Origin of the sequence: Streptomyces sp. S.PB5, from assembly GCF_030403745.1 — a bacterium.
Taxonomy (GTDB): Bacteria; Actinomycetota; Actinomycetes; order Streptomycetales; family Streptomycetaceae; genus Streptomyces.
The window spans coordinates 317,634-339,700 of the sequence record NZ_JAQMWP010000002.1 but is presented as its reverse complement, the minus strand read 5'-3'; the positions used below and the strand labels follow the sequence as shown (position 1 = coordinate 339,700).

The window sequence follows — 22,067 nt, the reverse complement described above, 5'->3', positions numbered from 1 at the left end:
TGCCCCGCGACCCGCCTTCCCCGTGCCGCGGGCGGTTGAGGAGTCATACGCACGCGCGCGTACCGGCGTTCACCGATTCGAGAACCACATCGGGGGCACATTTCCCTTGTGGTCATCCCCGTCCATGACGTGAACCCCGTGCGCCGCACCCCCGTGGTGACGTATGCGCTCATCGCCGCGAACGTGCTGGTCTTCCTGTACATGCCCGGCCTGGCCGACTCCGTGGCGGGTGACAGCAGCCTGTCCCAGCTCTGCCATCTCCAGGCGTTCCTGGACCACTACGCGGCCGTGCCGCAGGAGCTGATCCACCATCAGATGCCCAGAGTGGTCCCCACCGGCGAGGTGGGCCCGGGCGGCGCGGGCTGCGTGGTCGGCCCGCCGACGTACGACAAGTCCCCGGTGCTGTCCGTGTTCACCGCGATGTTCCTGCACGGCGGCTGGCTGCATCTGCTGGGCAACATGCTGTTCCTGCTGATCTTCGGCAACAACGTCGAGGACCGCATGGGCCATGTGCGGTTCATCCTCTTCTACGTCGTCTGCGGCTACGCGGCGTCGTACGGCTTCGCACTGCTCAACGACGACTCGGGCGACCCGCTGATCGGCGCCTCCGGGGCCATCGCCGGGGTGCTGGGCGCCTATCTGGTGCTGTATCCGAAGGCCAGGGTGTGGGTGCTCGTGCCGTTCCTGATCTTCCTGCCGCTCAGGCTGCCGGCCTGGCTGGTGCTGGGCTTCTGGTTCGTGCTGCAGGCGGTGTACTCGTCCGGCGAGGGCGTCTCGGACGCCGGGACGGTGGCGTACGCGGCGCACATCGTGGGCTTCCTCGCGGGCATGCTGCTGGCCTGGCCGCTCAAGGCGGGCACGCCTCCGCCGCCGGAACCGCGCGGTCTGCTGTTCGGCAGGAAGGCGCGGCCCCGGCACACATGGTGAGGCGCTTCGGACGAGTCCTAGCGGGCCGTCTGCGTGTGGACGTACTCCACGAGCCGGGTCAGCGCGTCCGGGTCGGTGGACGGCATGACGCCGTGGCCGAGGTTGAAGACATGGCCTTCGAGGTCCGCGGCGGTGTCGAGGACCTCGCGGGTCTTCTTCTCGACGGCCTCCGTGCCCGCGAACAGGACGGTCGGGTCGAGGTTGCCCTGGAGCGCCTTGCCGGGGCCGACGCGGCGGGCGGCCTCGTCGAGGGGGACGCGCCAGTCGACGCCGACGACGTCCGCGCCGGCCTCGCCCAGGAGCCTGAGCAGCTCACCGGTGCCGACACCGAAGTGGATGCGCGGGACGCCGTAGCCGGCGACCGCGTCGAAGACCTTGGCGGAGGCCGGCATCACCGAGTTCGTGTAGTCGGCCGGGGAGAGCGCGCCGGCCCAGGAGTCGAAGAGCTGGACGGCGCTCGCGCCGGCCTCGATCTGGACCTTCAGGAACGCGGCCGTGATGTCCGCGAGACGGTCGAGCAGGTCGGCCCAGAGCTCGGGGTCGCCGTACATCATCGCCTTGGCGTTCTCGTACGTCCGGGACGGACCGCCCTCTACGAGGTAACTCGCGAGGGTGAAAGGTGCGCCCGCGAAACCGATGAGCGGGGTCGCGCCGAGCTCGCGGGTGAGCAGGCCGATCGCCTCGGTGACGTAGGAGACGTCCTCGGGGGTCAGGTCGCGCAGCTGGGCCAGGTCGGCGCGGGTGCGGATCGGCTTCTCGACGACCGGGCCGACGCCGGGCTTGATGTCGAGGTCGATGCCGATGGCCTTGAGCGGGACGACGATGTCGCTGAAGTAGATCGCCGCGTCCACGTTGTGCCGGCGGACCGGCTGCAGGGTGATCTCGGTGACCAGCTCGGGCCGCATGCAGGACTCGAGCATCGGGATGCCCTCGCGGACCTTGCGGTACTCCGGCAGTGAGCGCCCGGCCTGCCGCATGAACCAGACGGGGGTGTGCGGCACGGGCTCGCGTCGGCAGGCCTTGAGGAACGCTGAGTCGTACGTGGCGGACGGCGGCTGGGCCGTGGGGTTCTCGTTGGCACTCACGGGGGAAAGTCTCGCACGGCGCCGGAACCGACAAGCCCGCGTACCCCGACAGGGGTGTCCCTCCCTGCACGGAGCCCTCGTTCCCCTTAATCTTCCCCGCATGGCTGCGGCTCAGGGACGACTGTCGGACGGCGCTGGCGGGATGGACGATGCGAAGGAGGGGGAGCGGAATGCGGGCGATGATGTTCCGCCGCCCTTCCGGGCTGCCGTCGATGCGTTGAGGGCCGCGCGGCTGAGGCCGCAGATCGAGATCGAGCCGACGCGCGCGCCGCAGCGGCTCGCGCCGTTCGCGTACGCGCTGGAGGCGACGGTCGTCGACGGCGACCAGGATCTCGCCGACGGGCGGCTGGTGCTGCTGCACGACCCGGACGGGCACGACGCCTGGCGGGGCACGTTCCGGCTGGTGACGCTGGTGCGCGCGGAGCTGGAGCCGGAGATGGCGGCGGATCCGCTGCTGCCCGACGTGTGCTGGTCGTGGCTGACGGGCGCGCTGCAGGCGCGCGGGCTGGCGTGCGGCGAGCCGAGCGGGACGGTGACGCGGGCGAGCTCGCACTACTTCGGCGGGCTGTCTGAGCGTCCGTCGACCTCGCAGATCGAGATCCGGGCCTCCTGGACGCCGCGCGAGGGGCTGGGCGGGGTGCCGGACACCGCGGGTCATCTGGTGTCGTGGTGCGATCTGCTGGCGCAGGTCGCGGGGCTGCCGCCGGCCGGCCCGGGTGACGCGTCGGTGGTGACGCTGCCGCAGCGGCGGGGACCGCAGTCCCGCTGAGCTCGGTTCTTTCAGGATCACTTTGTCGACACGACCACTTTCGGTCAGGAGTGAACCCTCGAACGAACCCAATCGCTCACCGAACGATCGACCACACGTCCGAATTGCACCAATTGTTACTCACTAGATCGTGATCTTTCTCTAAAGGCCTACGGCTTTGGTGCCGAAGACGTCTGTGACCTCACAGCCGTCCCCCCACCCCAGGAGGCCTGGTGTCCGTTCTTCTCGAGCAGCCCGCAAGCCTGGTCGCCTACCGCCCGAACAAGCCGACCGCGATGGTGGTCGTGGCCGACCCCCGCGTCCGCTCCACCGTCACCCGCCACCTCTGGGCCCTCGGTGTACGCGACGTCATCGAGGCCTCGTCCGTCGCTGAGGCTCGTCCCCGCATCGGCAACCCCCGTGACATCTGCGTCGCCGACGTCCACCTGCCCGACGGCTCCGGCCTGACCCTCCTGTCGGAGACCCGCGCCGCGGGCTGGCCCAACGGCCTCGCCCTCTCCGCCGCCGACGACATCGGCGCCGTCCGCAACGCCCTCGCGGGCGGAGTCAAGGGTTACGTCGTCACCGGCACCCGCACCAACGTCGGGCTCCCCACCCGACCGGGCGCCGCCCCCATCGGCTCCCGCGCCGCCGGAATGCACCGCCGCCCCCCGGGTGCCCCGAGCCACCCGGGCGGCTACCGCGAGCTCTCCGGCCGCGAGGTCGAGGTGCTGCGGCTGGTCGCGGAGGGCCAGTCCAACAAGGCGATCGGCGTCTCCATGGGCCTGTCCGCCCTGACCGTCAAGAGCCACCTCGCCCGTATCGCCCGCAAGCTGGGCACCGGCGACCGGGCCGGCATGGTCGCGGTGGCCCTGCGCACCGGAATCATCCACTGACCTGGCCTCCGGCACCTCTCCACGTCCCCTTCCCCGTTTCCCCGTCCCCTTCCCCGAACGCAAACCGGATCATTCACTGAGCTGACTGGTTTACGACCCTCAGGCGCCCGTCGACGGAACGTTCCGTCGGCGGGCGCTGTCCATACACAGATACCCTTGACATGTGACCGACGCCCAAGAGACCGCAGCAGACAGCTCACTGCGAACCACCGGAGGCGCCCCTCCGGACGACGGCGGATCTTCTGTTACGGGGGCGCCCGATCCCGAACCGGGTCCCGAGCCGATTCCTTTGCTCGAACCGCGCGAGGGCATTCCGCCCGTCGTCACCGACGAGGAGACCCTCGCCCGGGTGATCTCCGCCTTCGCCGCCGGCTCCGGCCCCGTCGCCGTCGACGCCGAGCGGGCGTCCGGCTACCGCTACGGACAGCGCGCGTATCTGGTCCAGCTGCGCCGCGAGGGCGCCGGGACCGCGTTGATCGACCCCGTGGCCTGCCCCGACCTCTCCGGGCTCGGCGAGGCGCTGTCCGGGGTGGAGTGGGTGCTGCACGCCGCCACTCAGGACCTGCCCTGCCTCCGCGAGATAGGCATGGTGCCGACAGCGTTGTTCGACACCGAGCTCGCCGGTCGGCTCGCCGGGTTCCCGCGGGTCGGGCTCGGCGCGATGGTCGAGGGCGTCCTGGGCTTCGTACTCGAGAAGGGGCACTCCGCGGTCGACTGGTCGACCCGGCCGCTGCCCGAGCCGTGGCTGCGGTACGCCGCGCTGGATGTGGAACTCCTCGTCGATCTGCGGGACGCGCTGGAGAAGGAGCTGGACCGCCAGGGGAAGCTGGAGTGGGCACGGCAGGAGTTCGACGCGATCGCCTCGGCTCCGCCGCCCGAGCCGCGCAAGGACCCCTGGCGGCGGACGTCCGGGATGCACAAGGTGCGGCGGCGCCGTCAGCTGGCCGTCGTGCGGGAGCTGTGGCAGACGCGGGACCGGATCGCTCAGCGGCGGGATGTGTCGCCGGGCAAGGTGCTGTCGGACATGGCCATCGTGGAGGCCGCCCTGTCGCTGCCCACCAACGCCCAGGCCCTTTCCGCGTTGAACGGGTTCGGGCAGCGGATGGGGCGGCGCCAGCTGGAGCAGTGGCAGGCGGCCGTGGACCGGGCCAAGGGGCTGGCCGAGGCGCAGTTGCCCGCGCCCGGACAGCCGGTGACCGGGCCGCCGCCGCCTCGGGCCTGGGCCGACAAGGATCCGGCGGCGGCCGCACGGTTGTCGGCGGCCCGGGCCGGGGTGTCGGCCCTGGCCGAGCGGCTCGGCATGCCCCAGGAGAACCTGATCACTCCGGACACGGTCCGGCGGGTCTGCTGGGAGCCGCCGAAGAGCGTCGACGCGGAGTCGGTCGGGCTCGCGCTCGCGGGCTACGGGGCGCGGCCCTGGCAGGTCGAGCTCGTCGCCCCGGTGCTCGTGAGCGCGCTGTCCGCCTGAGGGTCCGCCATCTGGTCGCTCCTCTCATGAAGCCGTTGCAGACGAAGCGCTGCAGGCTCGGGAAGGCGACCGGCATCGGCAGGATCACCAGGACCGCGCCCGCCGAGATCACCTCCCGGTGCGCCGCGTACGGGTCCCGGAAGCGGAACAGGGACGTCGAGATCACGCCAAGATCTTCCGAGGGCGCAAGCCGGGGTTGTCGGAGGCGAGACGGGACCGGATCTTCCGGGCGGCGCGGGAGTCGGGGTGGGCGCCGAATCCGACCGCGCAGACGTCGGCGGGGTCGCGAGTGGACGTGGTGGGCCGGCGATCCGCCGGCCGGCCCGGCTGCTCGGGCTCGGACCCTCTGTGGCGGGGGCGGCAGATCGGCGGAGCGGTCCTTGTCGACTTCCGGCCCGACGACCCCTCGGGTGGGTCGGCGGAGCAGCTCGGGATGCCGGTGGTGGCGGTCGGTCATCCCTCGCTGACCGGGAGCCTCACCTCCGTGTGGACCGATGACGCCACCGCCGTGACGGAGGCGGTCCGGTATCTGGCGGCGCTCGATGCCCGGCGCCGATACGGCGGACGGCCGGTGCGCGGTTCGGTGCGGAGGCGGCCCGTACGCCGTTCGGGGTGATCACCCGGCAGGGGCCGGAATCACTTCCTGCGTCCACCTCGGTACTGACTCCGCGCAGCTCGACGGCACCTCCGCGGATGTGACCTTCGCCGCTCCCCCCTCCAGGACTGTGCAGCCACGTTACCCACAAGTAGCATGGGCCTGAGCGCGCGCTCAGCGCATGCGCCGCGCAGCAGTGCCAGCAGTGCCATCCCGCATCTGGAGGAGAGCCATCGTGCCTCGTACCGTCAGGGACGTCGTCTTCGTCGACGGCGTCCGCACCCCGTTCGGCAAGGCGGGCCCGAAGGGCATCTACCACGAGACCCGCGCCGACGACCTCGTCGTGAAGGCGATCCGGGAGCTGCTGCGCCGCAACCCGGGTCTGGACCCGAAGAAGATCGACGAGGTCGCCATCGCCGCGACCACGCAGATCGGTGACCAGGGTCTGACCATCGGCCGTACCGCCGGAATCCTGGCCGGTCTGCCCACGTCCGTCCCGGGCTACTCCATCGACCGCATGTGCGCCGGCGCCCTGACCGCCGTCACGACGGTCGCCGGTTCGGTGGCCTTCGGTGCGTACGACATCGCCATCGCCGGCGGTGTCGAGCACATGGGCCGCCACCCCATGGGCGAGGGCGTCGACCCGAACCCGCGGTTCGTGAGCGAGAAGCTCGTCGACGAGTCGGCCCTGTTCATGGGCATGACCGCCGAGAACCTGCACGACCGCTACCCGACGATCACCAAGCAGCGCGCCGACGAGTACGCCGTGCGCTCGCAGGAGAAGGCCGCCAAGGCGTACGCCAACGGCAAGATCCAGGCCGACCTGGTCCCGATCTCCGTACGTCGTACGAACCCGGAGGCCGGTGAGACGGGCTGGGGCCTGGTCACCGCCGACGAGCCGATGCGCCCGGGCACGACGATCGAGAACCTGAGCGGTCTGAAGACGCCGTTCCGCGTCCACGGCCGTGTGACCGCGGGCAACGCCGCCGGTCTCAACGACGGCGCCACCGCCTCCCTCATCGCCTCCGAGGACTTCGCCCGCGAGAACAACCTCCCGGTGAAGATGCGCCTGGTCTCCTACTCCTTCGCGGGTGTGGAGCCGGAGGTCATGGGCTACGGCCCGATCCCGGCCACCGAGAAGGCCCTCGCCCAGGCGGGGCTGTCCATCGACGACATCGGCCTGTTCGAGATCAACGAGGCCTTCGCCGTCCAGGTGCTGGCCTTCCTTGAGCACTACGGCATCGCCGACGACGACGCGCGCGTCAACCAGTACGGCGGCGCCATCGCCTTCGGTCACCCGCTGGCCTCCTCGGGTGTGCGTCTGATGACGCAGCTGGCCCGCCAGTTCGAGGAGCAGCCGCACGTCCGCTACGGCCTGACCACCATGTGCGTCGGCTTCGGCATGGGCGCGACCGTCATCTGGGAGAACCCGCACTTCGAGGGGGACAAGTGAGCACCACCGCTGAGCTTTTGAAGGGTGCGGCCGAGCTGTTCCCCGACGAGGTCGTGACGTCCGCGCACGTACGCCACCTCGACCTGCCGTACGGCGCCGGGCGCTTCGCGCTCATCACGCTGGACAACGGCTTCGACCACACCAAGCCGACCACCTTCGGCCCGGCCTCGCTGGCGAACCTCAACGCCGCCATCGACCAGGTCGAGAAGGAGGCCGCGGCCGGCGACATCGTCGGCGTCGGCGTCACCGGCAAGCCGTTCATCTTCGCGGTCGGCGCCGACCTCAAGGGCGTCGAGCTGCTGAAGGAGCACAAGGACGCGCTCGCGATCGGCAAGGGCGGCCACGAGGTCTTCAAGCGCCTCGCCGCGCTCGCCGTGCCGACCTTCGCGTACTACAACGGTGCCGCGATGGGCGGTGGCGTCGAGGTCGGTCTGCACTGCAAGTACCGGACCGTGAGCAAGGCCCTCCCGGCCTTCTCCCTCCCCGAGGTCTTCCTCGGCCTGGTGCCCGGCTGGGGCGGCTGCACGATCCTGCCGAACCTGATCGGTGCCGACAAGGCCGTCTCGGTGATCATCGAGAACAGCCTGAACCAGAACAAGCAGCTCAAGGGCCAGCAGGTCTTCGACCTCGGTATCGCGGACGCGATCTTCGAGGGCGCCGACTTCCTGGAGCAGTCGCTGATCTGGACGGCCCAGGTGCTGAAGGGCGACGTCGAGGTCGAGCGCCCGGTCATCGACCGCGGTGAGGCCTGGGACCAGGCCGTCGCGCGCGGCCGGTCCATCGCCGACTCCAAGGTGCACGGCGCGGCCCCGGCCGCCTACCGCGCCCTGGACATCATCGCGGGCGCCAGGAACGGCGACCTCCAGCAGGGCTACGACGCCGAGGACCTCGCCCTCGCCGACCTGATCATGGGTGGCGAGCTGCGCTCCGGCATCTACGCCTTCAACCTGGTGCAGAAGCGCGGCAAGCGTCCCGCCGGTGCGCCGGACAAGAACCTGGCCCGTCCGGTCACCAAGGTCGGTGTCGTCGGCGCCGGTCTGATGGCCTCCCAGCTCGCGCTGCTCTTCCTGCGTCGCCTGGAGGTGCCGGTCGTGCTGACCGACATCGACCAGGAGCGCGTCGACAAGGGTGTGGGCTACGTCCACGCCGAGATCGACAAGCTGCTCGGCAAGGGCCGTATCAACCAGGACAAGGCGAACCGTCTGAAGGCCCTGGTCACGGGTGTCCTGGACAAGGCCGAGGGCTTCTCCGACGCCGACTTCGTCATCGAGGCCGTCTTCGAGGAGATCGGCGTCAAGCAGCAGGTGTTCGCGGAGGTCGAGGCGGTCGCCCCGGCGCACGCGATCCTCGCCACCAACACCTCCTCGCTGTCGGTCTCCGAGATGGCGTCGAAGCTCAAGAACCCCGAGCGGGTCGTGGGCTTCCACTTCTTCAACCCGGTCGCGATCCTCCCGCTGCTTGAGATCGTCCGCGGTGAGAAGACGGACGACGCCTCGCTGGCCACGGCCTTCGCCGTCGCCAAGAAGCTGAAGAAGACCGCGGTGCTGACGAAGGACGCCCCGGCGTTCGTCGTGAACCGCATCCTCACCCGCTTCATGGGCGAGATCCAGAACGTCATCGACGAGGGCACGCCGGTCGAGGTCGCGGAGAAGGCGGTCGAGCCGCTGGGTCTGCCGATGTCGCCGCTGGTCCTCCTTGAACTGGTCGGCCCCGCGATCGGTCTGCACGTCTCGGAGACCCTCAACCGGGCCTTCCCGGACCGCTTCACGGTCTCCCCGAACCTCGCCGCCGTCGTCAAGGCGGGCAAGCGCGGCTTCTACGTGTACGACAGCGGGAAGCCGGAGCTCGACCCCGAGGTCGCGGCGCTCCTGAAGCAGGGCGATGTCGTCCTGACCGAGGAGCAGGTCCGGGACCGGGTCCTCGACGCGGTCGCCCAGGAGATCGGGCTCATGCTCGACGAGGGCGTCGTCGCCGAGGCGCAGGACATCGACCTGTGCCTGATCACGGGCGCGGGCTGGCCCTTCCACCTGGGCGGCATCACGCCGTACCTGGACCGCGAGGGTGTGTCGGAGCGGGTGAACGGCAAGAAGTTCCTGGCTCCGGGTGTGGCGTCGGTTCCGGCGTAACACCGCCGCAGGGCATCTGAAGCAGGGCATGTGAAGAGGGCCTCCGCCTGATGGGCGGGGGCCCTCTGTCGCACCGTACAGCGGAGTCAGCCGCCCAGTACGCCGGGCGCCGCCTCCAGGTCGCCGATGAACACGGTCACCTGACCCCGCGTCAGCCGCCCGTCACCGTCGTCGAGCGCGTAGGTGAAGCGGTCGTAGCCCGTCCGGTTCGGGAACGGCGTGTAGACCACGGCGCCGTCGGGCTCGACGGCGGTGACACCGTGCGCCGCCGGCCCCACCCCGACGAGTCGTACGCGCTCGCCGAGCCCTTCGGTCAGCCCCCGTAGCACCCCGCGGTGGCCCGGGGTCACCCGCAGGAGGCGTCCCTGCGCGGGGAGCGGCGCGACACGGTAGCCGTACTGCTTCACCGAATGCGTGCTGCTGCTCAGGCTCGTCCCGCCGAAAGCGATGATTCCGGCACGCAGCTGCGGGATGAGGAACGCCCCGGCGGGGACGTCGTGCCGGACCGTGGCGGTGAGCCGGGCGACACGGGTGCCGCCCGACTCCACTGATGTGGCGTACCGGTCGCCCTTGGGGAGCAGGCTCATGCCGCCGAGTCCGGTGATGTCGGCCACCCTGGCGAAGGGCTCGGCCATCAGATAGCCGTAGTAGCGGTGTGCCTGGCCCTCGGGAAGCAGAGCGAGCGCGAAGCGGACCTCCTGTCCCGGGGTGAGCGGCAGCCGGGGGTCGGCGTCCGCGGTGAGCTCCGTGGTCAGCCGGATCTGCGGTGCGTCGTGCTGCACGCCGTGCACTCTGGCGAGCAGGAACCGCTCGGGCTGATGGTCCTGGCTCACAGCGTCTCCCCTGCTCCCCTGGTCCGTGCCCTCGTCAGGGCCGCGTGCTCCGCGTCGTCCAGCCATCCGAACGCATGGGGCGCAAACGTCGGCGTGTCGAGGGCGGTGACCCAGTGCGCGGGCACGATCCGGCGGACCGCGAGCTGGTGGGCGACGAAACGGGCGCAGGCCACCGCGCCCTCGGGCAGCAGATGGGTGCTGTCCTCGATTCCCTCGGGGTAGTTGGGGTGCACGCCGGGGGCGAGATACATGAACAGGGCCCGGGTACCCTCCGGACCGAGCTGCGTCCACCATTCGAGGCTCTGGGCATAGAGGTCGAGGTAGGGCGTGCTGGTCTCGGCGGCGAGTTCCTTCATGGCCATGGGGTACTCCCCGAAGACCTGCCTCAGGTTCCCGTGCTCGTCCCAGGTGCAGCGTTCGTGCGGGCTGACGAGGACGGGGTGGGCTCCACGGTCGCGGGCGCCGTCGACGAAGTACCGGAGATACCGCTGGTAGTCGTGGAAGGCCTCGGTGCGCCACTCCTTCTCCGGTTTGTGGTCGATCAGGCCGAAGGAGGTCACCAGGTAGTCGCCCGGTCTCAGGTGCTCCAGGATCCAGGCGAGCCGGCCACGCTCGGCGAAGGTACGCGAACTGGCTCCGGCCCTCGCGCAGTTGACGATCTCCACGTCGCGGGTGAAGAACAGCGGCAGGGTCTGGCCCCACCCGGTCATCGGTGCCCGTCCCGCCTCACGGCTGCAGACGCTGGAGTCACCCGCGAGGAAGACACGGGTCGGGTTTCCGTCAGGCCGCATCGACCCACCGGGAGGGCGCGGTCCGCTCGGTCGTCAGCGCGCCGACCGGTCCTGCGGGAGCGAGTTCGGCCGCCGAGGCGGTACCGAGGGCGTCGATGGCGTCGAAGACCCGCTCGCAGTTGCCGTCCCCTCGGTGTACGAAGAACTCCTCGACCCGCTCCCGGTGGACCGGCTCGACGGTGAAGCCCCTGCGGACCGCGGCGATGATCGCGTCCACCGCCTGATCGACGGTCCGGCACACCGGGCCGAAGCCGTCCTCGGAGAGGTTGAAGTAGCCGCGCTTGTAGTGGCGCCCGTAGAAGTCCTCCTCGTCGAAGGGGACGTAGACGAGCGGGATGCCCATGTAGGCCACGTCGAAGAACACCGACGAGTAGTCGGTGACCATCAGCGAGCACTCCTTCATCGCCTGCTGCACATTGCGGGTGTGCGGGTCGGCGACATGGATGGAGGGCGAGGAGAACTGGAAGGTGTGCAGATACGGCCGGATCTCGTAGTGGGGGAAGAACTCCAGGTCCACGCCGAAGTGGTCGAGGGCCTTGCCCAGCCGCGGGTCGGAGAGCAGCGACCGGTAGAAGCGGTAGTACTCGGACTGCGTGAAGCTGGTCTTCGCCGGCCCCGAGGACTTCTTGTAGGAGGCGGTGACGATCCACTGCCGCCAGGTCGGCATCAGCAGGATGCGCGGCTTGTCCCTCGGTTCCCGCTTCAGCGCGTCGAACCGGGGGAAGCCCACGGGCTGGGCCCGGTCGCCGTAGCCGGCCTCTGACGCCATGAAGTCGCGCTCCTGGCGGCCCGCGGTCACCAGCAGGTCGTAGCTGGCGATGCGCTGGTCGGCACCCGAGGTGACGTCGTTGTAGGTGACTCCGTGCTGGAGGAAGACCCGCTGGTACTTGACCAGTTCACCGAACCGGTGCAGGAACAGCGCCTTCTTGTAGCCCTCCGGTACGAGGTAGGACTCCGAGTCGTAGGAGCCGATGAGCTTGGTGGCGTGCAGCAGGTACATCCGGTGCTTGAACGAGCCGAGCTTCAGCACCCGCCCGTACGGGGCGACCTTGGCGTAGTCGGCCGAGTCGCCGTCGATGACGTAGTACGCCTTGCGGCGCTTGCGGTTCTGCCGGATCCAGGTGAAGAAATGGTACGAGTTGTCCTGCGCGGTGTCGGAGCGCTCGCCGATCAGCCAGATCTCCCTGGAGTTCAGGAAGGGGTAGGTGAGCCAGTAGGCCAGGCGCATCTTCCAGCCGGGGTTGCGCGTCTTGAGGATGCGCAGCTCGCGGCCCGCTCGCCACAGCGCGTGCCGGGTGCGGGCGCCGAGCCCGGAGTCGACCAGGCGCAGATGCAGGGCGTCCTGGGCGCCGATGGTCAGCATGTAGCGGTAGGGGCCGACCCGTCCGGGTCCCTTGAGCCGGTGCAGGGCGAGGCGTGCCTTCATCACGACGTTGCGGTGCCGGTCTCCTTCGGTGCGGTGCACCCGGAGCCGGAAGTCCCCGACACCGAATCCGCTCTCCGCCAGGACGTCGGCGGGGAGCTCGGCGTACCAGCCGGCGTAGAGGTCGCGGCCGTTGCGGGCGTTCCACAGATCACGCCGGTAGACCTGCCGGACCGGGACGGTGATCTTGTTGTGGTTCGTCTGGTAGACGAGCTCCAGTCTGTTCCCCATCGGACCGCTCAGGTCCATGCCGGGGAAGGCCAGGCATCCCTCGACGACCAGGACGTCGTCCCGGGTGCGGACGCTCTCCACCACGACGTTGGGGTCCTTCACGCGGGCGGCGGTGCTGTGCCTGCTGCCGCCGGGGAAGGTGCGGTAGAAGCCTTCGTCGTCGATCTCGAGCACCGGCGGCGCGGTGGCGAGCGCCGGTTCCGGGTCGCAGAACAGCTCGAAGTTGCCGGTCCGGGCCGCGTAGTGGTCGAGTTGCTGGGCCGGGCTGGTCACGAACTCGACGATGACGTCGTCGGGGATCTGGGCGTAGTGACGGTGGATGTCCGGGAACATCTCGGCCAGCTGCGTACGGCCCATGACGTTGCGGGCGTTGCACAGGAAGCCCTTGTACGTGCGGGTGGCGTAGCGCTGGAACATCCGGCGGATCTCGGGGCGTTCCTCGGCGCTGTAGTACAGCAGGAAGTGGTTGAGCCGCAGGTGGTCGCGGTAGTTGGCGGGCTTGCTCCACAGGGAGTCCATGATGGACGAGCCGTCGGGGCGGCCCCGGTACCAGTAGACGGGCCGGTCGACCAGGCTGATGGCGTTGGCGCGCAGCAGTGCGGGCAGGGTCAGCCAGGCGTCCTCGAAGTGCACGCCCTCGCCGAAGCGGACGCCGAGGCGGCGCAGCAGCGCGGTGCTGAAGAGCTTGTTGCAGGCGGAGCCGCTGAAGATCATGTCCGGGATCTCGGCGAAGTCCTCGATCAGCCGGTCGCCCTTGCCGAAGTAGTCCTTCCACGGGCCGTACGGCCGGTCCGGGAAGTTGACGAGGTCCCCCATGACGACCTCGGAGCCGTCGCGCCGCGCGGCCTCGACCATGGCGGCGAGGGCGTCCTCGCCGAGGATGTCGTCGGAGTCGAGGAAGGTGACGTACGGGGCGACGACCTGGTCGAGGCCGGTGTTGCGGGCGTTGCCGAGGCCGCCGTTGGCCTGGTGGATGACGGTGACGTTGGCGTAGAAGCGGGAGAAACGTTCCAGCATCTGGGGGGTCTCGTCGGTGGCCCCGTCGTTCACCAGGATGACCTGGATGGCGTCGAACCCGCGCTGCGCGGCGAGAGAGGCGAGGCAGTCGTCGAGGTACTTCGCCACGTTGTAGCAGGGCACGACGACGGCGAGTTCGAACCGGCGGGTGAGCCGCCGGACCGGCGGGTGGATGCGGTCACGCCACCACATCCAGGGGGCGTTCGGGTCGTTCTGCTCGGTCTCGAAGGTGCGGCGCCCGGCCGTGGCCGAGCGGAAGGCCAGGTTGCCGCTGACGGTGCGGTATCCCTCGTACTCCTCGCCGTCCCGGTCGAAGGTGAGACCGTCGACGGCGATGTCACGCACGTTCAGCGCGGAACGGGAGCGGCTGCGATTCCACTCGACGATGACCGACACGTTCCACACCGTGCTGTCGGACAGGTCGTCGCCGAGCAGCCGGTTAAGGTCCGCCGTGCCCTCGAAGGTCACGAGGCGCTCGTCGACGACGACCTCCGCCACCGGGACCACGACGTCCCGCTTGGTGTGGCGGTTGCGCACGGCCAGGGACAGCGAGACGGAGTCCTCGCCGGTGATCCGCCCGAAGCGGTTGACGAGTTCACCTGTGTAGGTCAGCTCCGTGCCCTTGACGCGCCAGCTGTTGAGCTGGGCGAAGAGCGGGATCTGCGACACCGGAGCGGCGGCCAGGCCGAGCTCGGTGACATCCAGCATGCGGCGGGCGTCCGGCAGATGCAGATGGTCGGCGGACCAGTACACCCTGCCGTCCTCCTCCACCAGATGGGAGGAGAACACGCTCTTGCGCTGGGTGTAGTCCAGCGTCGTGAGGGCCGCCTCGATCTCCTGGTACATCAGGAGGTAGGCACGCACCCGGTCGACCGGACCGCACAGCTCGAAGGCCTCGTCGCTGATGGAGAACAGATAGGAGCTGACGATGTCCGCGAAGCCCTGCTGGAACTCCGCGTCGCCCTCGGCCAGGGCCCTCATGTAGAGACGCAGGTCGTGAGCGAGGAACTTGGAGTCCTTGCGGACCTTCAGGGACCACAGGCCCCGCTCCAGGAGGAACCGGTCCGTGGCCCGGTGCACCGCGATGCGGTCGGTGATGCTGCGCAGCTCGCCGGTGCGGCCGGTGATGGACCCGCCGTCCGGTTCCCACATCCAGCGGTAGACGGGCTCGGTGATGACGGTGATGCCCCGGGCGAGGCAGCCCGCGAGCGTGGAGAAGTAGGTGTCCTCGTAGAAGACGCCCTCCGGGAACCACACCCCGGCCGAGCGCAGGAACTCCACGCTGTACAGCTTGGCCGCGGCGATGGGGTCGGTGAGCAGGAGCGGGAACTCCTCCAGGCCCGCGACAGTGCGCTCCATCGCGTAGACCTCCGGCGCCCAGGGCTCGGAGTCGCCGGTGGCCCGGTTGACGCGGACCGCCTTGCCCGCGGTGATGTCGCTGCCGGTCTCCAGGGCACTGGCCACCAGCCGCTCGCAGGCGCGGGGCGGCAGTTCGTCGTCGGCGTCGAGGAAGAGCACCCAGCGTCCGGCGGCCTGGGCGATGCCCCAGTTCCGCGGGGCGCCGACGCCGCCGCTGTTCTGTGTCCGCCGCAGTACGCGTACCCGGGGATTGCTGCCGGCGAAGTTGGCGACGACCTCGATGGTGCCGTCGGTCGAGGCGTCGTCGACGACGATCACCTCGACCAGTTCGTAGGTCTGGTTCACCGCCGACTGGAGTGCCTTGCCGATGGTCGTCGCCGCGTTGTACGCGGGGATGACCACGGTGACCCATGAGTTGTCGCCGTCCTGCGTGTGTGACATCTGAAGTTGTCCTGCGCCTGCTCTCATCGGGACGTCTCCCATGGCCCCGGGGTCCCGTGGTGACCACCCTGCAGCGTCCGGCCGTACTGGACGAGCGGCATGGTGTCGCCGTGCGGCTGCGGGATGTGCGGGAGCACTTCCGACTCGTGGACGTTCTCCCCGTAGGGGACGGCGTTCGGCTGGGGGTAGGGGCGGAAGAAGGGGTCTTCGTCCGGCTCCGGGGCCTGGTAGCGCCCGTCGGTCAGGAGGGCCGCCTGCGCGGCCCGGCGGTGCCGGCCCCGGTGCAGATGCGGGGCGATGGTGCCGGCCTTGGCCGGGGCGGGGGCCAGCTCCTTCATGACCCGGGTGAAGTCGCGGGTGGAGAGCCAGAACTTGTACATGATCACGAGTTCGAAGAGCATCAGCAGGGCCGCGGAGACCGCGGTCGTCCACAGGATCTGGCCGGTCAGCGGTCCGACGATGAAGATGAACATCTGGAACTCGATGCCGCTGATCAGATGCGGCCGCACGCGGGTGCGGAGCATGGCCCGGCGGACCCGGGTGTACCAGGGGAACTGGCCGCGGAACTGTTCGTGCAGGTCGATCACGTTGGACCCGCCCGCCTCGTCGCGCAGCGTCTCCGCGGCGGTGTGCGGGTTGTCGCGCAGCAGGTCCTCCATGAAGACGACCTGCGCGGCTTCGCCCTCGGCCGCCGCGGCGGCCTCCCGTTCGGCGCGCTCGGCCTCGGCCCGTTCCTTGGTGACCTTCTCGATCTTCGTCCGCATCGACAGGCGCATCTTGTAGATCTGCAGTGCGTCGACGTACCGCAGCATGTCGAGGAAGACCACGCCGAGGGCGGCGACCAGATAGCGCTCGTCGTCGGTGCGCAGGAACTGCCCGCCCATGAGGGCGAGTGCGCAGAACAGCACCCGGATACGGTCGAAGACGTAGTCGAGCCAGCCCCCGAAGACGCTGCCGTTGCCCTTCAGCCGGGCCAGCTTGCCGTCGATGCAGTCGAGGATGAAGCTCACGTGGTAGAGCAGGGCGCCGATGAGCAGCGAGGTGCGGTCACCCTCCAGGAAGAGGGCGGCCGAGGCCAGTCCGATGAAGAGGGCGGCCCAGGTGACACGGTCCGGGGTGATGAACCGGAAGCGGGCGAAGACCAGCAGGAGCCGGGTCGCGGTGGGGTCGACGAGAAAGACCGTCCACCAGGCGTCGCGCTTCTTGCAGGTCAACTTCTGGACAGCCCGCAGCGATAGCCTGGTCATAACCCCTCAGCAGCCGACGAAACAGGACACAAGCCCCGTGGCCCGTTCGCCGTACCGCAGGGAGGCGCCCACTTTCAAGCCAGTGCATTCACAGGCTCATCACATGAGCGACCTGAACTTTAACAATCCTTCACCTGTGGTTCTATACGCGTTGACCTGCAGCAGGCAGCGACTTTGATCACAAGTTTTCCACGCAACCATTTGCGATCTTCACATTCCACAAGGCACCAGAGGGTCGGAATCAAGCCATTCACAGTGCCGGGCGAGGCTCGGGGCGCTCAGTGGCCCGCGGGCTCCCAGTCGTCGAACACCAGCCCGTCCCGGTTCTCCTGACGCCGGGCCAGCAGCAGCCGGCCGCCGGGGATCCGGGTCGCCACGGTGAGCCGGCCGGACCGGCTCACGGCCGCCGTCGGGGCGCCGTAGGAGGGCGCGCCGAGGTCCTGCCACCACACCCCGGCGTCGGGTCGGCCCTCCGGATAGGCACCCACCGAGCAGGTGCCGTCGGCGCCCGGTGCGACCAGCACGGAGTAGAGCCAGCCGTCGATCTCGACTCCGCGCACCGCGGCGGGCCTTCCCGGGGAGCCGCCGAGCGGGCAGGGGGCCGGGGCACCGGGACGCCAGACGGCGGCTTCGCCGCTGTGCAGATCGCAGTAGACGACGGCGCCCGGTTCGGGAGCGGGGGCCAAAGTGCCGGGGCGGGCGGCGAACGGGAGCCCGCGGTCCTCGCGGAAGGTCCCGTCCGGCCCCGGGTACCAGCGGACCGTCGCCTCCGTGTCGCGGGCCCGCGCGAAGACCTCGACCCCGCCGTGCGCGGAGGTCACCGCGACGAGGTCGTCGGCCACCTTGACGCCGCTGAGGTGCTGCCAGTCCGTCCAGCCGCCGTCGGCCGACTGGCGGCGCCAGCTGATGCTGTGCCCGAAGTTGCGGACGAACACGAAGAGGTTGCCCGCGGTGTCGAACGCGGCCGCGGGGAAGCCGACCTCACGCCCCTTGTTCCAGGCTCGGGCGTTCGGTCCGCCGAGCGGGAGCCATGGGGTCAGGGGCCGGCCCGTCCGGTACTGCGCCGCGTGCACGACCTCGACGTCCACCCCGCCGTCGTCACGGGTGGTCCGGCGCAGCCCGAACAGGTGGGGCAGTCCCCGGGGATCCGCGATGACCAGCAGCCCCGGCGCCAGTCCGGCTCCTTCCACCGGCTCGGGTCCGCGCCACGCGCCACCCGGCGTCTGCTCGTGCCAGCGCACCACGCCGGCGGCCGTGGGCAGGAAAGCCGTCAGCCGGCCGTCGAAGCCGGCCGACAGCCAGTTCACGGGCATGGGGTAGCGCCGGGCGGAGGCGGCACCGGGCCCCGGCGTCGCCTGCGCGCGCAGGCAGTCGACGTACAGCGGCCGGCCTGTCTCCGTCTGCCGGGCCCGTGCCGCGGCAAGGGCGTGGGCGGCGGCTTCGGTGTGCGCCAAGGGGACGTCGTACCCCGGCACGCCGGTCGCCTCGTCGACACTGACATGGGTGGGGTCGGGGTCCAGCGTGTGCAAGCGCTCCGGGTCGATCTCGCGCAGTTCCGCCAGCAGTGCGGCCACGGCGTCCCGGCCCTGGACGTCCACGATGCGGGGGCCGCCGAGCACCCGGCAGCCGCGGGAGCCGGCCGCGGTGAGGGCCCGGTCCAGCGCCGCCCGCCCCTCCTTGGTGCCCGACCGCAGACAGACGACGGCGATCTCGGCGCCGGGCGCTTCCCGTTCCACGAGCGGCACCGCGTCCGCGGGCTCGGGCACGATCACCGCGACCACATGCGTACGGCCGCCCGCCGGCTCGGCGACGGCGGCTGATCCGGCTCTTCGGTCGGTTCTCCGTGTCATGTCCTCACGTCCCTCGGCACGGCGGTGGGCTCCGGCGCGCTCACAGCCGGCTCCAGGTGCCGAGCGTCACACCCGGCCCGTCCTCCTGACGGGCCAGCATCAGCGCACCGTCCGTGGCCACGGCGAGGACGACGACCCTGCCGTGTCCGTCGCGAGCCAGCACGGGATCACCGAGACAGCCGACGCCGGTGTCGATCCACCACACGCCGTTGCGCTCGTCCTCCGCGACACACACACCGAGCACGACCCGGCCTTCGATGTCGCGGTGGGCGAGCACGGTGCAGAGGTATCCGTCCACGGTCGCGGTGAGGGCCGCATGCCGTCCGTCGCCCGGGGTGCCGCCGACCGGCACCGGCCACTCCCCGGGACGTACGGCGACGATGCCGCCGCCGATCGCGTCGGTGAGGAAGTACGTGACCCGGCCGCGTGATGTCTCCACGCCCGTCGCGGACCCGGGCAGCGGAACCACCGCGACATCGTGCCCTCGTTCCAGATCCGCGCCGGGCTGCGGCTGATACCAGGTCAGGGCGCCGGTGCGGGTGGGCACCAGCAGCTCCAGACGCCCCGTGGCGGTGGTCACCGCGGCCGGAGCGTCCAGGGCCGCGGAGATCTTCAGGTCGCGCCAGGGCTCCCAGCGGCCCTGGGAATCCTCCCGCCGGATCGCCACCCGGCCCTCGGCCGTGTGGGCGAAGACATGCAGGGTGCCCGCCGCGTCGACCGCGGCGGCCGGTGCGCCCATCAGCGGCGTGCGCTCGCGCTTGGCGTGCGGGTTGCCCACCGACCGCCACTCGCTGAGCGGGCGGCCCGTCTGGTACTGGATCGCGTAGCAGAGGTCCACCGTGCGCGGGCCGTCGCCGGCGCCGCGCACCCGGCGGCCGATGAGGTGGGCGTAGCGGTTGCGTCCCTGGACGACGGTGAGGTCCGTGACTCCCTTGAGCGGCAGGACGTCCGGACCGTGCCAGGCCGAGCCGCCCGGGCGGTCCTCCGTCCAGCGCAGTACGGCCTGGTCCACCTGCGCGTACACGAGGAGCCGGCCGTCGTGTCCGGACAACAGCCAGGGTCCGCAGAGCACGGCCGGCGGCCGGCGGGCGCCGAGGCCCGTTGCCTCCGCGTCCGACGGCTGCTGTCGTCGTGCGTTCTCACGCGCGGTACCGGCCCGCATCGTCCGTCCTTCCCGAGAATCGGCCCCCGGTCGGCCCGTGACCCGGGCGCGCCATCATAAGTCGCCTGTTCGACCGGTCGGCCATTTCGTTCGAGGTCACGGGCCGGTCGGGCTCAGGTCAGCGGCGGGCCTCCGGGTGACGCCGGACCCAGCCGGCCCACGCGGACGCCACCATGGCGCGGGCGTCGTGCCGCGCCGTCCAGCCGAGTTCACCCCGGATGCGGTCGGCCGACGCGACGACCCTGGCCGGGTCGCCCGCCCGGCGCGGGACGGACACCGGAGCCGCCGCGTCCGCGTAGCCGGTCACCTCGCCGATCAACGCGATCATCTCGCGCACCGAGACACCCTGTCCGCGGCCGATGTTGACCGTGAGATCGCTGCCGGGCTCCCGCTCCGTCAGGGCACGGGCCGCGGCGAGATGGGCGGAGGCGATGTCCTCGACATGGATGAAGTCCCGCACGCAGGTGCCGTCCGCGGTGTCGTAGTCGTCGCCGAAGATCACCGGTGCGACGCCCTGGGTCAGCTTCTCGAAGACCATCGGAACGAGGTTGAACACACCCGTGTCGGCGAGCTCCTCGTCGGCGGCTCCGGCGACGTTGAAGTAGCGCAGACAGGCGGTGGTCATGCCGTGCGCCCGCCCGGTGGCACGCACGAGCCACTCGCCCGCCAGTTTGGTCTCGCCGTACGGGTTGACGGGGGCGCAGGGCGTGTCCTCCGTCACCAGGTCCACATCGGGCATGCCGTACACGGCCGCCGACGACGAGAACAGGAAGTGGCGCACGCCGGTGTCCGCGGCGGCCTCCAGCAGGGTCTGCAGGCCCTGGACGTTCTCGCGGTAGTAGTACAGCGGTTGTTCGACCGACTCCCCCACCTGCTTCTTCGCGGCGAGGTGGACCACGCCCGAGACGCTCAGGTCGGAGAGGGTGGCGCGGACGAGGTCACCGTCGAGCACGGAGCCCTTGACGAAGGGCACGCCCTCGGGGACGCGTCCGGGGTCGCCCGTCGAGAGGTCGTCGTACACCGCCACGCGCTCGCCCGCGGCGAGCATGGCGCGGACGACATGGGCACCGATGAATCCCGCACCGCCTGTGATCAGCCAAGTCATGGGCGCATAGTATTTCTTCAATTCTTGTTTACAAATACATCACCCCTCGTACAAGATTGTTCGATCCTCGGCTTATAGTGCGGGATTGTTCGGCAGCACACGGACCGGCCTCCCCACCCGAGTCCCGACGCGTCAAGCTTCGCCCTTCGGGCACGACCAGCGAGGATTCGGACCAGGATGAGCCATGTCTCGACGCCCCAGCGCAGCGATTCCGACGCGCCCTCCCGGCGCCGCGGCGGACGAGGCCGCAAGCGTCAGCGCACCGGCAAGCGCCGAGTGGGCCGTTGGATCCTGCTCACCCTGACCGTCCTGGTCCTCGCGGCGGCCGGTACCGCCTACTGGCTCTACAACGACCTCAACGGCAACATCAAGGGCGTCGACCTCGACGAGGCGATCGGCGACGACCGCCCGGAGAAGCTGCCCACCTCCGGGCAGAACCTCCTGGTGCTGGGTTCCGACTCCCGCTCCGGCGCGAACTCGGACCTGGACGGGGGCAGCAAGATCTCCGGTGCGCGCTCCGACACCGCGCTCGTGATCCACATCCCCGAGGGCCGCGAGAAGGCCGTCGCCGTGAGCATCCCGCGCGACACCCTGATCACGCGGCCCGAGTGCACCACGCGGGACGGCTCCACGCTCCCGTCGGCCAAGCGCGTGATGTTCAACTCGGTCTACTCGCTCGCCGGCCCGGCCTGTGTGGTCAAGACGGTCGAGAAGATGTCCGGGGTGCGGATGGACCACCTCATGGAGGTCGACTTCGCGGGGTTCAAGGGGCTGGTCGACGCGATCGGCGGGGTCAGCGTCACCCTCGACGAGCCGATCGAGCCGCTGAACCTGAGCGCGGGCACGCATGAACTCGACGGTGAGCAGTCGCTCAAGTTCGTCCGCACGCGGTACGGCTACGGCGACGGCAGCGACCTCGGCCGCATCGGTCTCCAGCAGCAGTTCATGATCGCCCTGTTGAGCGAGATCAAGAAGCAGGACCTGTTCGGCAGCCCCACCAAGACGTACAAGATCGCCGAATCCCTCACCGAGTCCCTCACGACCGACTCGGGCCTCGACTCCCTCACCGAACTCGCCGACTTCGGCCGCAGCATGAACGGCATCGATCCGTCGACGATGGAGACGATCATGCTGCCGGTGAAGTACGACACCCAGGACCCCAACCGCGTCGTCGCCGCCCAGCCGCAGGCCGGCCAGTTGTGGAAGGCCATCCGCACGGACGCGCAGATCCCGGAGTCGGCGAAGAAGTCCCCGGCCAACGGCGGAAGGTCCTGACGACGGTATGACGGTGACGGGGCCGGCGCCCCGTC

At 70.2% G+C, this 22,067-nt stretch carries 16 protein-coding genes and 1 pseudogene; 8 read left to right on the top strand and 9 right to left on the bottom strand.

From position 1 onward, the window contains the following. The first annotated feature begins 108 nt into the window (after nt 1-108). Nucleotides 109-927: a rhomboid family intramembrane serine protease gene (locus PH203_RS06305; RefSeq protein WP_289917303.1), complete on the top strand. Its 819-nt coding sequence runs from the start codon at nt 109-111 to the stop codon at nt 925-927. Nucleotides 928-944: 17 nt separating this feature from the next. Here the strand turns inward: PH203_RS06305 and hemE are convergent, their stop codons facing one another. Next, nucleotides 945-2,012, bottom strand: coding sequence for a uroporphyrinogen decarboxylase (gene hemE / locus PH203_RS06300; RefSeq protein WP_289917301.1), 1,068 nt, complete (start codon nt 2,010-2,012; stop codon nt 945-947). 100 nt (nt 2,013-2,112) lie between these two features. On the opposite strand from hemE, the gene PH203_RS06295 reads away from it, so the two are divergent. The 3 genes from PH203_RS06295 to PH203_RS06285 all read left to right on the top strand — a co-directional run bounded on the left by PH203_RS06295 (nt 2,113) and on the right by PH203_RS06285 (nt 5,124). Further along, nucleotides 2,113-2,781: a DUF3000 domain-containing protein gene (locus tag PH203_RS06295; RefSeq protein ID WP_289917299.1), complete on the top strand. Its 669-nt coding sequence runs from the start codon at nt 2,113-2,115 to the stop codon at nt 2,779-2,781. Between the two features lie 212 nt (nt 2,782-2,993). After that, complete coding sequence (locus tag PH203_RS06290; RefSeq protein WP_059195623.1) at nt 2,994-3,656, top strand: response regulator transcription factor; 663 nt, start codon at nt 2,994-2,996, stop codon at nt 3,654-3,656. Between the two features lie 163 nt (nt 3,657-3,819). Beyond that, nucleotides 3,820-5,124 carry a ribonuclease D gene (locus PH203_RS06285; protein WP_289917289.1) on the top strand — a complete coding sequence of 435 codons (1,305 nt, stop codon included), beginning with the start codon at nt 3,820-3,822 and terminating at the stop codon, nt 5,122-5,124. Between the two features lie 10 nt (nt 5,125-5,134). On the opposite strand, the pseudogene PH203_RS06280 reads toward PH203_RS06285, so the two are convergent. Further along, nucleotides 5,135-5,308, bottom strand: a pseudogene (locus PH203_RS06280) (carbohydrate ABC transporter permease); the annotation flags it as partial. 114 nt (nt 5,309-5,422) lie between these two features. Between PH203_RS06280 and PH203_RS49620 the strand changes: the two are divergent. The 3 genes from PH203_RS49620 to PH203_RS06265 all read left to right on the top strand — a co-directional run bounded on the left by PH203_RS49620 (nt 5,423) and on the right by PH203_RS06265 (nt 9,298). Continuing rightward, a complete protein-coding gene (locus PH203_RS49620; RefSeq protein ID WP_354671236.1) occupies nt 5,423-5,740 on the top strand; it encodes a hypothetical protein in 318 nt (105 codons plus the stop codon). Between the two features lie 214 nt (nt 5,741-5,954). Beyond that, nucleotides 5,955-7,172 carry an acetyl-CoA C-acyltransferase gene (locus tag PH203_RS06270; RefSeq protein ID WP_289917288.1) on the top strand — a complete coding sequence of 406 codons (1,218 nt, stop codon included), beginning with the start codon at nt 5,955-5,957 and terminating at the stop codon, nt 7,170-7,172. Further along, nucleotides 7,169-9,298, top strand: coding sequence for a 3-hydroxyacyl-CoA dehydrogenase NAD-binding domain-containing protein (locus PH203_RS06265; RefSeq protein ID WP_289917287.1), 2,130 nt, complete (start codon nt 7,169-7,171; stop codon nt 9,296-9,298). The genes PH203_RS06270 and PH203_RS06265 overlap by 4 nt, the downstream gene beginning before the upstream one ends. 86 nt (nt 9,299-9,384) lie before the next feature. On the opposite strand, the gene PH203_RS06260 is transcribed toward PH203_RS06265, so the two are convergent. The 7 genes from PH203_RS06260 to galE all read right to left on the bottom strand — a co-directional run bounded on the left by PH203_RS06260 (nt 9,385) and on the right by galE (nt 20,757). Next, nucleotides 9,385-10,131 (bottom strand): Ig-like domain-containing protein, encoded by a 747-nt coding sequence (locus PH203_RS06260; protein WP_289917286.1) that lies wholly within the window; start codon nt 10,129-10,131, stop codon nt 9,385-9,387. Beyond that, entirely contained in the window at nt 10,128-10,922 is a 795-nt protein-coding gene (locus PH203_RS06255; RefSeq protein ID WP_289917284.1) for a rhamnogalacturonan acetylesterase, read from the bottom strand. The genes PH203_RS06260 and PH203_RS06255 overlap by 4 nt, the downstream gene beginning before the upstream one ends. Then, entirely contained in the window at nt 10,912-15,393 is a 4,482-nt protein-coding gene (locus PH203_RS06250) for a glycosyltransferase (RefSeq protein WP_289917283.1), read from the bottom strand. The genes PH203_RS06255 and PH203_RS06250 overlap by 11 nt, the downstream gene beginning before the upstream one ends. Nucleotides 15,394-15,416: 23 nt before the next feature. Further along, nucleotides 15,417-16,640 (bottom strand): CDP-alcohol phosphatidyltransferase family protein, encoded by a 1,224-nt coding sequence (locus PH203_RS06245; protein WP_289917280.1) that lies wholly within the window; start codon nt 16,638-16,640, stop codon nt 15,417-15,419. A gap of 278 nt (nt 16,641-16,918) precedes the next feature. Continuing rightward, nucleotides 16,919-18,490, bottom strand: coding sequence for a hypothetical protein (locus tag PH203_RS06240; RefSeq protein ID WP_289917279.1), 1,572 nt, complete (start codon nt 18,488-18,490; stop codon nt 16,919-16,921). 40 nt (nt 18,491-18,530) lie between these two features. Beyond that, nucleotides 18,531-19,652: a hypothetical protein gene (locus PH203_RS06235; protein WP_289917278.1), complete on the bottom strand. Its 1,122-nt coding sequence runs from the start codon at nt 19,650-19,652 to the stop codon at nt 18,531-18,533. 118 nt (nt 19,653-19,770) lie between these two features. Next, nucleotides 19,771-20,757 carry a UDP-glucose 4-epimerase GalE gene (gene galE, locus PH203_RS06230; protein WP_289917277.1) on the bottom strand — a complete coding sequence of 329 codons (987 nt, stop codon included), beginning with the start codon at nt 20,755-20,757 and terminating at the stop codon, nt 19,771-19,773. A 177-nt stretch (nt 20,758-20,934) separates the two neighbouring features. On the opposite strand from galE, the gene PH203_RS06225 reads away from it, so the two are divergent. Then, the gene (locus PH203_RS06225; RefSeq protein WP_289917276.1) at nt 20,935-22,032 is read left to right on the top strand and encodes an LCP family protein; all 1,098 of its coding nucleotides are present in this window, start codon (nt 20,935-20,937) and stop codon (nt 22,030-22,032) included. Nucleotides 22,033-22,067 lie beyond the last annotated feature (35 nt).